This window comes from Mucilaginibacter psychrotolerans, from assembly GCF_004519315.1.
GTDB lineage: Bacteria > Bacteroidota > Bacteroidia > Sphingobacteriales > Sphingobacteriaceae > Mucilaginibacter > Mucilaginibacter psychrotolerans.
Genome location: NZ_SOZE01000019.1, coordinates 52,954 through 66,006 on the forward strand (window position 1 = coordinate 52,954; position 13,053 = coordinate 66,006).

Annotated in this window: 7 protein-coding genes and 1 tRNA gene; 7 read left to right on the top strand and 1 reads right to left on the bottom strand. The window is 46.9% G+C overall.

Annotated features, from left to right (window positions below):
- The first annotated feature begins 14 nt into the window (after positions 1-14).
- The 6 genes from E2R66_RS17740 to E2R66_RS17765 all read left to right on the top strand — a co-directional run bounded on the left by E2R66_RS17740 (position 15) and on the right by E2R66_RS17765 (position 10,008).
- Entirely contained in the window at positions 15-1,595 is a 1,581-nt protein-coding gene (locus E2R66_RS17740) for a RagB/SusD family nutrient uptake outer membrane protein (protein WP_133232988.1), read from the top strand.
- 74 nt (positions 1,596-1,669) lie between these two features.
- The gene (locus tag E2R66_RS17745) at positions 1,670-2,731 is read left to right on the top strand and encodes a SusE domain-containing protein (RefSeq protein WP_133232990.1); all 1,062 of its coding nucleotides are present in this window, start codon (positions 1,670-1,672) and stop codon (positions 2,729-2,731) included.
- Positions 2,732-2,821: 90 nt separating this feature from the next.
- Complete coding sequence (locus tag E2R66_RS17750) at positions 2,822-4,675, top strand: glycoside hydrolase family 13 protein (RefSeq protein ID WP_133232993.1); 1,854 nt, start codon at positions 2,822-2,824, stop codon at positions 4,673-4,675.
- Positions 4,672-6,066, top strand: a complete 1,395-nt coding sequence (locus tag E2R66_RS17755; RefSeq protein WP_240049343.1) for an MFS transporter — start codon at positions 4,672-4,674, stop codon at positions 6,064-6,066. The genes E2R66_RS17750 and E2R66_RS17755 overlap by 4 nt, the downstream gene beginning before the upstream one ends.
- Positions 6,067-6,072: 6 nt before the next feature.
- Positions 6,073-8,052: a type I pullulanase gene (gene pulA / locus E2R66_RS17760; RefSeq protein WP_133232999.1), complete on the top strand. Its 1,980-nt coding sequence runs from the start codon at positions 6,073-6,075 to the stop codon at positions 8,050-8,052.
- Between the two features lie 45 nt (positions 8,053-8,097).
- Positions 8,098-10,008 carry an alpha-amylase family glycosyl hydrolase gene (locus E2R66_RS17765; protein ID WP_133233001.1) on the top strand — a complete coding sequence of 637 codons (1,911 nt, stop codon included), beginning with the start codon at positions 8,098-8,100 and terminating at the stop codon, positions 10,006-10,008.
- A 237-nt stretch (positions 10,009-10,245) separates the two neighbouring features.
- On the opposite strand, the gene E2R66_RS17770 is transcribed toward E2R66_RS17765, so the two are convergent.
- Positions 10,246-10,333, bottom strand: a tRNA-Ser gene (locus E2R66_RS17770).
- A gap of 221 nt (positions 10,334-10,554) precedes the next feature.
- On the opposite strand from E2R66_RS17770, the gene E2R66_RS17775 reads away from it, so the two are divergent.
- Positions 10,555-13,050, top strand: a complete 2,496-nt coding sequence (locus E2R66_RS17775; protein WP_133233004.1) for a glycoside hydrolase family 9 protein — start codon at positions 10,555-10,557, stop codon at positions 13,048-13,050.
- The last annotated feature ends 3 nt before the right edge of the window (positions 13,051-13,053 follow it).

Sequence of the window (13,053 nt, forward strand, 5' to 3'; positions counted from 1 at the left end):
TAATAATAAGCAATATGAAAAAGAAATTTTTAAAAGTATTTGCCATTGCAATACTAACCGGCAGCATGTTTTCGTGTACAAATAAACTCGATCTGCTGCCAACTAACGAAATTACATCAGCCACCGTTTATGCTACGCCTGCGGGTTACAAACAAGCATTTGCCAAAGTTTATGGTTCTTTTGCCTTAACAGGCAACCAGGGCCCTGCGGGCAATGGCGACGTACAAGGCATTGATGAAGGCACATCTGATTTTTTACGCCTTTTTTGGAAAGCGCAGGAGTTGAGTACAGATGAGGCCGTTATTGCCTGGGGAGATGTAGGTATTCAGGATTTTCACAACATGAACTGGTCTGCCGCTAACCCTTTTTTAAAAGGCTTGTACTACCGCAGTTTATACCAGGTTACGCTGGCCAATGATTTCATCAGGCAGTCTGCAGATGATCAGTTGAGCAGTCGTGGTATTTCGGGCGCAGATGCAGATAAAATTCGCCAGTATCGCGCAGAGGCTCGTTTTTTAAGGGCTTTTCAGTACTGGGTGATGATGGATATTTACGGAAGCACACCATTGGTTACCGAAACTGACCTTATTGGTGTAACAGTACCAAAACAAGCCGACCGCAAAGCACTGTTCAACTATGTTGAATCGGAATTAAAAGCAATCGAACCTACTTTGGCACCGCCAAAAGCTAATGAGTACGGTCGCGCCGATCAGGCAGCAGCCTGGGCCCTGTTAGCGCGCTTATACTTAAATGCCGAAGTGTACACCGGCACCAAGCACTATGATGATGCAATTACGTATTCAAGCAAAGTAATTAATGCTGGCTACTCATTAATCAGCAATTATCAATGGATAATGCTTGCCGACAACAATCAAAACACTAGCGAAAATATCTTTACCATAAACTACGATGGTTTACGCACACAAAGCTATGGAGGCACTACGTTTTTAACGCACGCCCCTGTCGGCGGGTCAGAGTCTGCAAGTAATTTTGGTATCAGTGGCGGATGGGGCGGTGCGCGCACTACTAAAAACCTGCCAAACTTGTTCCCCGATTATACAGGTGCCGCAGATAAGCGCGCCCAGTTTTATACCAATGGCCAAAACCTCGAGATTAAAGATCAAAGTGCATTTACTGATGGATTTGCCGTTACCAAATACCGCAATGTAAACCGCTCAGGTGCAGCAGGTCAGAGCCTCGATTTCTCTGATGTGGATTTCCCTTTATTCAGGCTATCAGAAATGTACTTAATTTATGCAGAAGCAGTACTAAGGGGTGGTGCTGGTGGTGATTTGGTTACCGCAGTAAACTACGTAAACAAAATCCGTACCCGTGCCTATGGCAATACCAGCGGCAATGTTACAACTATCTCGCTTGATTTTATCTTAGACGAAAGGGCACGTGAGCTTTACTGGGAAGGCTTCCGCCGTACAGATTTGGTTCGTTACGGCAGGTTTACAACCGCATCTTATCTGTGGCCATTTAAGGGTGGTGTTGCCGGTGGTAAAAGTGTTGAGGATTTCAGGAATATTTACCCTATCCCTACAGACGATATTACAGCCAACCCTACATTAAAACAAAACCCGGGCTATTAAGGGCTTACTCAGGCCCGGCTATACCGGGCCTGCGCTACTGTTATTTATAAATACATTTAAATAAGTATAAAAAAATGAAAACATTAATTACCAGATTTTTAGCTTTTAGCTGCATGGCCATTTTGGTACTGGCTTCCTGCAAAAAAGACGAAGTGCGCACCGTAGCTCAGCCTGCAACAGGCGGTGCTTTAACCGCTTCTACAACAACGCCGGTATTGTCAAAATCTAATTTAACGGCTACGGCTATTACCATTACCGCTACTGCGCAAAAGTATGGCTATAATTCGGCGGCCACTAATTCCCTGCAAATAGCCGTTAAAGGCACGGCCTTCGCTTCACCTACTGAGGTAGCTCTGCCGACAGGAGCGCTTAGCAAGAGTTATACAGTTAAGGATTTCAATAATTTATTGCTATCTTTCAATTTACCAACCGGTACACCGGCGCAATTAGAGATGCGTGTCAAATCAGCTCTTAGTTCAACAGCAACCGAAGGATTGGCTTACTCAAATGTTGTTACCGTTACTGCTACGCCATTTGCACTGGTTTCTTACATTTATGTACCCGGCGCATACCAAGGCTGGAACCCACCAACAGCAGACAGCTTGCAGTCGCCAACAGGTAACGGCATTTATACCGGTATCATCAATTTCACACCGGGTAATTTGGGCTTTAAGGTTACGCCTCAAAAGAAATGGGACGTAGCATACGGCACAGCGGGCGGCAACAAAATAAGCACCAGCGGCAGCGACTTTGCAGCACCGGGTGCCGGCCAGTACCAGTTGACCGTTGATTTAAATGCAAACACCATCACCATTGAACCGGTGGCGGCTTACTATAGTGTTATTGGCGATGCTACAGCCGGCGGCTGGGGTACCGATACCGACATGAAATACAACAACGGCACCAATACCTGGGAGATTCTTATCCCGCTGGTGTCTACAGGGCATTTTAAAGTGAGGAAAAACCACGACTGGGGTACCAGCTACGGTGTGCCAAAAGTAGGCGCAGACGGTGCAACCTTAGCATCAAGCGATTCAAATGATATCCCCGTTGCGGCAACCGGAACGTATAAATTTACTTTTACGCCAATTGGCACAGATAACAAAACTGCCGCGTACACCTTAGTGAAACAATAAAAAATACAATGGCCGGTGTACAAATAAGCACCGGCCATTTTGTTTTTTAACAATTTTTTGGGTTTACCCGGGTATATAATTAGTCGATATATGAAATTAAGGTTACAAATAACACTGGCATTTTCACTGCTGTCGGGCAGCCTGCTCGCGCAAATTCCGGCTCTGGAAAGGGTGGAGCCCGCTTTTTGGTGGGTAGGTTTTAAAAACCCTAAAGTACAGCTTATTGTGCATGGTAATCAGATATCCGGTAAAACGGTCAGTTTGAATTATCCGGGCGTGAAGCTATCAGCCGTGCATAAAGTAGAGAATGCCAATTACCTGTTTCTCGACCTTTCAGTTAACGCGGCTACCAGGCCTGGTAAATTTCCGATCGTGTTTAAACAAGCAGGGAAAAAAGATCTCGTTTATACCTACGAGCTTAAACAACGTAATAAAGGTACCGATTGGGCGCAGGGCGTAACCAATAAAGACCTGATATACCTGTTGATGCCAGATCGTTTTTCTAATGGCGACCAAACAAACGATGTGGTACCCGGAATGCTGGAGACAGGCCTGCATCGCGATTCGATGTATTCCAGGCACGGCGGAGATATACAGGGATTAATTAACCACTTGGGCTATCTGAAAGATTTGGGTGTAACAGCCCTTTGGATGACTCCGGAAATAGAGAACGACGAACCGCATGCATCATACCATGGTTATGCCGTAACCGATTATTACCATATCGACCGCCGCTTCGGTACAAACGATTTGTTTAAAACCTATGTGGCAAAAAGCCATCAATTGGGCTTAAAGGTTATAAAGGACCTGGTGCACAATCATATTGGCACAGAAAGCTGGCTGATACAGGATATGCCGATGAAAAGCTGGGTGCATCAATGGCCAAAATATACCAACTCAAACTTCAGAGATGCTGCCGTGATGGACCCGCATGGTTCCGCTGCAGACAGAAAGCAAATGCTGGATGGCTGGTTTGATAAGCGGATGGCCGATGTAAACCAAACAAATCCTTATGTGCAAAATTACCTTACCCAAAACCATATCTGGTGGGTAGAATATGCCGGAATAGATGGGCTTCGTTTAGATACATACCCATATAACGACCCGGTTTACATGGCGGATTGGGCGAAAAAATTAAAATCTGAGTTTCCGCACCTTTCCATATTTGGCGAAACACTGGTATGGTCGGTAGCTAATCAGGCATATTTTACACAAGGCAATACGGTAAACCGCGGTTTTGACACACAACTGCCGGGCATTACTGATGCACAAATAAAAGATGCGATTACGGAGGCACTGAACGGTAAAGAGGGTTGGACAGATGGTGTAAACCGGCTTTACAATATCGTAGCGCAGGATTTTATGTACCAGGACGCTACCCGCAATACTATCTTTTTAGACAACCACGATATGAGCCGTTTTTACTCGGTGGTTGGCGAAGACTTCACAAAGTTTAAATCTGGCATTGCCATGTTGCTCACCATGCGCGGCGTGCCGCAAATGTATTATGGCGACGAAATATTGATGAAGGGTTACTCAAACCCGGATGGTTTGGTGCGCGAGGATTTCCCGGGTGGTTGGGCTGGTGACAAGAAAGATAAATTTACCGCAGAGGGTCGTAACGCACAAGAGAACGAAGCTTTTAACTACGTGCGCACGCTGGCTAACTATCGCAAAAATACCGCAGCCCTGCAAACCGGTAAACTCCAGCAGTACATCCCGCGTAACGGTATCTACACGTATTTTAGGTACGATGCACAGAAAACCGTAATGATTGCCTACAACGGCAACGAAAAGGAGGCTGTGCTGAACACCGATTATTTTACAGAACGCATGGCCGGGTTCAATACCGGCATCAATGTCATAACTAACGAGGAAATAGCCACTTTAAAGCAGTTATCTATACCGGCTAAAACCACACTAATTATCGAACTAAGCAAATGACAGCTTTAAAAGAAACTATTATGGAACAGCCAATTGTAAATGCGCAAAAGGCTGTAGAACGCCCGCAATTATCTTTCTGGCAAATCTTCAATATGAGCTTCGGTTTTTTGGGGATCCAGTTTGGTTTTGCGCTTCAAAACGGTAACGCATCGCGTATATTACAAAGCTTTGGTGCCAACGTAGAGCACTTATCGCTTTTTTGGCTGGCAGCGCCTGTTACGGGCATGATTGTACAGCCCATTATTGGCCATTATAGCGATCGTACCTGGAACCGCCTGGGCCGGCGTAAACCGTATTTTTTAACCGGCGGTATCCTATCGGCACTTGCCCTGCTATTTATGCCCAACGCCGCGCTGCTGATGTTTCTTCCGCCGGTAATGGTGGGAGCGGGCATCCTGATGATCATGGATGCTTCTTTTAACGTTGCCATGGAGCCTTTCAGAGCACTTATAGGCGATAACTTGCCCGATAATCAGCGCAGTTTAGGCTTTTCTATCCAAACTTTTTTAATTGGCTTGGGTGCCGTTACCGGCTCTGTACTTCCATGGGCAATCAGCCATTTCATGGGCACTCAAACGGCAGCTGCCGGTCATGTACAGCCAAACGTAATCTATTCTTTTTACGTTGGTGCTGTGGTAATGATCGTTTGCCTGCTTTGGACAGTACTTCGCACAAAAGAATACTCACCCGCCGAGTATGCCAAATTCCATCCGGAAGGGACAGAAGTAGAACAAAAGCAGGGCCTGGGCGAAATCGTCAAAGATTTTAAAAATATGCCCGTTGCCATGCGCCAATTAGGATTGGTGCAGTTCTTCTCGTGGTTTGCTTTGTTCTCCATGTGGGTGTTTGCCTCACCGGCTATCGCCTCGCACGTTTTCCACGTCGACCTGAAAGACACCACTTCTGTAAATGCAGCCAAAGCCGGCGATTGGGTAACCCTGATGTTCGGCGTTTATAACGGCGTTTCTGCGCTATACGCTTTGTGCCTTCCGGCTATTGCACGTGCAACAAGCCGCAAATTGGCACATTCCCTGTCGCTTACGGCTGGGGGGCTGGGGCTTATCTCCATTTTTTTTGTACAAAATCAATACATGCTCATCATTAGTATGGTAGGTATAGGCCTGGCATGGGCAAGTATTTTAGCAATGCCGTATGCCATACTTTCCGGCTCTATTCCGGCTAAAAAGATGGGGGTTTATATGGGCATCTTTAACTTTTTTATCACTTTCCCGCAGATAATAAACGGTTTTTTTGGCGGATGGATCGTTAAAAACCTTTTCGGTGGACAATCTATCTACGCACTGGTGCTGGCCGGCATTATTATGCTTTGCGCAGCAATTTCGGTTATTTACGTGCAGGACGGGAAAGACATTAAGTACGCTAAAAAGTAATAACAGATGAAGCAATTGAAGTTTTATGGCGCGTTTGCATTGCTGATTTTTACCACTGCATTTAAAGATCCCGACCCTGTTTATCCGGTTTACAACGGTACCGATCTGGGCGTTATCTACTCGCCCGCAAAAACCACTTTTAAAGTTTGGGCTCCACAAGCTACAGCTGTAAAATTGCGTTTATATGCCCATGGGCAAGGCGGTGAAGTTCTGCAAACCATAAACCTGGAAAAAAAAGGTAATGGCACCTGGGCTACAAGCATAACAAAAGATATCAGGAACCGCTACTATACCTTCCAGGTTATGCAGGATGGCCACTGGCTGTTAGAAGTTCCGGATATGTATGCCAAAGCGGTAGGTGTTAACGGTAAGCGAGGCATGGTTGTTGATTTACGTGAGACCAACCCCGCCGACTGGGCAAACGATAAGCGGCCCCCATTGAAGAACTTTACCGACATTATACTTTACGAAACACACGTACGCGATATTTCAGTCGACCCTAACTCGGGCATCAAGAATAAAGGCAAGTTTTTAGGCCTTGCGGAGGTTGGTACTAAAAGCCCCGATGGATTAGCTACCGGGCTTAGCCATATGAAGGAATTGGGCGTAACCCATGTGCATTTGCTGCCTTCTTTTGATTTTGCTACGGTAGATGAAACTAAGCCAGCCAGTGCCCAGTACAATTGGGGATACGATCCGCAAAATTATAACGTGCCCGAAGGAAGTTACGCTACTGACCCTTATAACGGCAATGTACGTATCCGCGAGTTTAAGCAAATGGTGAAAGCTATGCACGCGAACGGCCTGCGGGTGGTGTTGGATGTGGTGTACAATCATACCAACGATACCGAACACTCGGTTTTTAACCAGTTTGCTCCTGGCTACTACTATCGCAAAACAGCATCTGGCCAATATTCTAACGGCACCGGCTGTGGTAACGAAACCGCATCCGAGCGGCCCATGATGCGTAAATTCATGATCGAATCTGTGTTATACTGGGCCAAAGAATACCATCTGGATGGTTTCAGGTTCGATCTTATGGGCGTGCATGATATTGCGACGATGAATGAATTAAGCGATGCGCTGCACAAATACGATCCATCAATATTTATTTATGGCGAAGGCTGGACTGCTGGCGACAGCGTTTTGCCCGACAGCCTGCGTGCAACCAAGGCCCATACGGCGCAGCTGCACCAGATTGCCGCCTTTGGCGACGATATGCGCGACGGGTTGAAAGGCGGTTTCAGCGATGTAAAAGCCAAGGGTTTTGTGAGTGGCCAGGCAGGTACCGCCGAGAGTGTTAAATTTGGCATTGCAGGGGCAGTACAACACCCTCAGCTCAATTACCAGGCGGTAAATTATTCCAAATCACCATGGGCGGCGCAACCCGGGCAAGCAATCAGTTATGCATCCTGCCATGATGATAATACATTATTTGACCGGTTGAAGATTGGCAATCCGGGTAGCAGCGAAGCACAGCTCATTAAAATGGACAAACTTAGCAATACCGCCGTATTAACTGCGCAAGCGGTAACTTTCCTTCATTCCGGAGCGGAATTTTTGCGCACAAAATATGGCGTAGCCAACTCCTATAAATCGCCCGACAGTATTAACCGGATAGACTGGCACCGAAAAGCTATATATAAATCTGTTTTCAACTATTACAGCGGCTTGGTGGCGCTGCGAAAAAGTCACCCGGCTTTTCGGATGCCAACGGCGCAAATGATACGCAAGCATTTGAATTTCGAAAGCACTTCTAACGAGAGCTTGATCGCCTACACCTTAAATGATAATGCCAATGGTGATAGTTGGAGATCTATCCTGGTAGCACTTAATGGAGGTGCAACCGAACAAGTATTAACCTTGCCCGCCGGTAACTGGGTAATAGTTGCCAACGGCGAGCGGGTGAACGAGCGCGGACTGGGTAAGGCGTCCGGTTCCGTTAGCATTCCGGCAACTACAGCATATATTTTATACAGGCAATAATAAACATTTACTACCCGGCTAAGCGGTTGGCAAAAACACATAACTATGAGAAGGATTATTTTATTAACGGGGATTATTGGGTTGCTATTTAGCACCGTAAGTTGCAGTAAGAAAAATGTAGGCCCTACTCCGCCGGGCGGTGGGGGCGTGGTTAACCCGCCGGTTACAAACGGCAAAGACTTGCCCGCAGGCGCAGGCGATGGAGTAACCTACATCAATTCGGGCACATCGGCCATATTTAATATTTATGCACCCGGCAAAACATCAATGGCGGTAATAGGTGAGTTTAATAATTGGGCTCCCACAACCATGTCTGTTACCCCCGATGGTAACAACTGGTGGGTACAAATTGATAACCTGGATGCCAGCAAGGAATATGCTTACCAGTACCTGGTTGATGGCAACCTTAAAGTAGCCGACCCATATTGTGAGAAAGTATTGGATCCGGATAATGACAAGTACATCCCTGCAACAGTATATCCCGGTTTAAAGGCCTATCCGGCAGGGCAAACCGGCATAGTGAGTGTAATGCAAGCCAACCAGCCGTCTTATACCTGGAAAAACAACACTTTCACCCGCCCCGACAAAAACAAACTGGTAATTTATGAATTACACGTGCGCGATTTTGTGGGCACCCATAGCTATAAAACCATAAAAGATACGTTGAATTACTTGAGCAACCTGGGCGTAAACGCAATTGAGTTGATGCCGGTGAACGAGTTTGAAGGCAATTTATCCTGGGGATATAATCCCTCGTTTTATTTTGCTGTCGACAAATATTACGGCACTAAAAATGACCTTAAGGCATTGATAGACGAATGCCACTCGCGCGGTATGGCCGTTATTTTGGATATGGTGCTCAACCATTCCTTCGGGCAGTCGCCAATGGTGCAGCTTTACTTTGATAAAGCAACAAATAAGCCAACAAGCAACAGCCCATGGTTCAATGTGAACCCAACCCACCCCTACAATGTTGGGTACGATTTTAACCATGAAAGTGCTGCCACAAAATACTTCGCTAAAAATGTAATTAAGTTTTACATGCAGCAATATAAGATTGATGGCTACCGCTTTGACCTGGCGAAAGGTTTTACCGAAAGGGTAAGCAGCGATGATGCTTCATTTGCGGCTTACGATGCTTCGCGCGTTGCCATCTGGAACGAATACAACAACTACATTAAAAGCATCGACAACAATAACTTTTATAATATTCTGGAATTTTTTGGAAGCGACCGCGAGGAGAAAGAGTTAGCCGATAACGGCATGATGTTTTGGAGCAATCTCAATTATAACTTCAACGAAGCTACAATGGGGTATGTACCAACCTCTAACTTTGCAAGGTTATATTATAGTAACCATACCGGCTTTACCCAACCGGATAATATAGTGAGCTACATGGAAAGCCACGATGAAGAACGCCTGATGTACAAAAACCTGCAGTATGGTAATTCATCGGGAAGTTATAATGTAAAAAACTTAGCAACAGCCTTAGCTCGGCAGGAAGCCGCTGCTGCCTTTTTATTTACTGCTCCGGGTCCAAAAATGGTTTGGCAATTTGGCGAGGTGGGCTACGATGTCAGTATCGATCAAAACGGTCGCACCGGTGAAAAGCCCATTCATTGGGAATATAACAATGATCCTTTGCGCCATAAACTGTATGCAACATTTGCAAAGCTGATTAAAATGAAGATCAAAAATTCCGTATTCGCCACTTCCACCATCAGCTATAATGCCGCAGGCTCTGTTAAAACGGCCTATTTAACGGGCACAGGCGGCCTTAATGTAGTTGTAGCCGGAAATTTCGATGTAAACACCCAGTCAGCTACATTGGCGTTCCCCAGTGCAGGTACCTGGTATGATTATATGACAGGAGCCACCATCAATGTTACTTTGCCTTATACAATAGACATGGCCCCGGGCGAGTACCATATTTATAGTAATGCCGTGTTAAATTAACGCGGTTTATTAAAACTCGGAAAAATATTTGAGATCCTTTCAAGCGGGTATAGCAGCTGGTTTGTTAGTTGTCGAACAAAAAACTTTCGGAGCGAATGGGCTTAGTATTTTGGGTGACTTGTCACAATTGATGTTTAATAGGTCACCAGAAGAATGTAATTTATTGAATATTTTGGATGTTCCAAGAAACAAAAACGCCTTAAATGCATCATTTAAGGCGTTTTTCGTATGAATTCGCGGAGAGGGAGGGATTCGAACCCTCGATACACTTTTGGCGTATACACACTTTCCAGGCGTGCTCTTTCGACCACTCAGACACCTCTCCGTATCTTTTTTAGGATTGCAAAAGTAGTAAACTTCTGCGCAAACCGCTAAATATATTTACGTGGGATTATTTACGCTGCTAAATCGTGCTGAAAGCGGTAACACTGCCTGTTTTTTAACATTATTTGTATAAAACAATCAAATACTGCCATTGGCGCATCGGCTCATGCGCTAATTTTACGGTGGCGGCTAATGACCATATCCCGCCCATCCCAGGTTATTATGAAAATCAAGTTTGTACTCCTCGCGGCGGGCATCTTTTGCGTTGCCTTCAACCCTATTGCTAACGCGCAAACCGCAAAAAAAGTCGGCATGGTACTCAACAATCAGGAATACCTGGAGTACGGCAGCGTAAACGTAATGCTGGCGCACGATTTTTACCCCGAAGGGCATCAAGGCGGCGTCGGCATTATCCAGAACGGGCAGCGCGTGGCCACCAACGGCGATTTGCGGCTTGAACCTACGCCGGGCCAATGGTCGCCTACGCCCAAAGTGGGCAAGCGGGTAATCAATAAAGCCACGCAGGAAATTAGCGTGCGCATGGAATACCCCAACAACGATATTAACCGCAAAGGGTTCAATCCCATCATCTATCCCGACCTTAACTTCGCTTACAACATTCGCGTGCTGCCTGTGGGTAATGCCTTCAAGATAATCGTAGACCTGGATAAACCCCTGCCCGATGCCTGGATTGGCAAGGTGGGTTTCAATATCGAGTTGTTCCCGGGGATATTGTTCGGCAAATCGTACTATGCCGATAGCCAGTTCGGCATTTTCCCGCTGCAATCGAACAGCCAGATGGTGAAAGATAATGATGGCGATTATCAAACGGCGCCCATCGCCAGCGGCAAAAAACTCATCATAGCGCCTGAGGCGGATGCCCAGCGTATGGTGATCCAAAGCCTTAACGGCGATAAACTGCAACTGTTGGATGGCCGCAGCAAGCACAACAACGGCTGGTTTGTGGTGCGGTCGCTCATAGCTAAAGGTGCCACTAAAGGCGCTATAGAGTGGCTGGTTACGCCGAATGCCATCAAAAACTGGCTTTCGCCTCCGGTGGTGCAGGTATCACAGGTGGGCTACCATCCCAATCAGCAGAAAATTGCGGTGATAGAATTGGATAAGCACGATACCCAAAAACAACCCGTATCGCTGCTTCGCGTAAGCGAAAACGGTGGTCTGGTGGCCGTGCTTAAGCAGTCGGCCACCGAGTGGGGCAACTTTTTACGCTACCACTACCTCCGTTTCGATTTCAGTTCGGTAAAAAATCCGGGTATGTATGTGGTGAAGTATGGCAATTACCAAAGCGAGCCTTTCCAGATAAGCAGCACGGTTTTCACCAATGATGTTTGGCAGCCTACGCTGGAGTATTTTTTGCCAGCCCAGATGTGCCATATGCGTGTGAACGATAAATACCGCGTGTGGCATGGCCTGTGCCATATGGATGATGCCCGCATGGCGCCAATCGATTCTAACCATTTCGATGGCTACATACAGGGGCACTCTACCCTTACCAAATTCAAGCCGGGCGATAACGTGCCGTTTCTTAACCAAGGTGCCTGGCATGATGCCGGCGACTTCGATATCCGCGTAGAATCGCAAGCCGAAACCGTGCACGGGCTTACGCTGGCTTACGAGGAGTTTCACGTTGATTACGATAACACTACGATCGACCAAAACAACCATATCGTAGAGATACAGCAGCCCGATGGCAAGCCCGACGTTCTGCAGCAAATTGAGCATGGCCTGCTGAGTATTACCGGCGGCTACAAGGCCATGGGCAGGTTTTACCGCGGCATTATAGAGCCCACCATCCGCCAGTACGTTTTGCTGGGCGATGCAGCCAGCCTTACCGATAACGTTGCCTACAAAACCAATGGCACCAACACGAATGCCATATTGAACAAGCCGGCCCCGGCAGATGACCGCTGGGTTTTCACCGAAGAAAATACCGGCCGCACGTTGCAAACCGCCGTTGCATTGGCAGCAGCCAGCCGCGTAATGAAAGGCTATAATGATACCCTGGCAACTCAATGCCTGCAAATTGCAACCGAGGTTTGGAACAAAACCGAGGATAAAAACATTGGCCGCTTTGTACCCCTGGCAGTGGAGCTATTACTGACCACCGGCGACCGGAAATATGCCGACTTTTTGGTGAAGAATAAAGACATGATCACGCAGCGAATCGGCAACACCGGCTGGATGGTGGGTCGTACGCTAAAGGCCGTTAACAACGCCGGCTACACCGAAGCCATTACCGCTGCCGTTAAAAAAATGTATGCCGATATACAGCTGCAAGGCAAGAAGACACCTTATGGCGTGCCTTACGAACCCAATATCTGGGGCGCAGGCTGGGGCATCCAAAACTTTGGATACAGGCAATATTTCCTTTGCGCCAATTTCCCGTCGGTGTTCAGCGACGAATACATGCTCAATTCCATCAACTTTATTTTAGGCTGCCACCCGGGCTCCAACACCTCGTCGTTCATTTCGGGTGTAGGCGCAAGATCTATGACTACGGCGTATGGCTTCAATCGGGCAGATTGGTCGTACATACCAGGCGGCAGTGCATCGGGCACCGCCCTTATCCGCCCCGATTTCCCGGAATTGCTGAAATGGCCCTACTTGTGGCAACAGGGCGAATACGTGTTGGGCGGCGGCACCTCTGATTATTTATTCCTGGTACTGGCTGCCGACCATCTGCTGAACAAGAAATAAGCG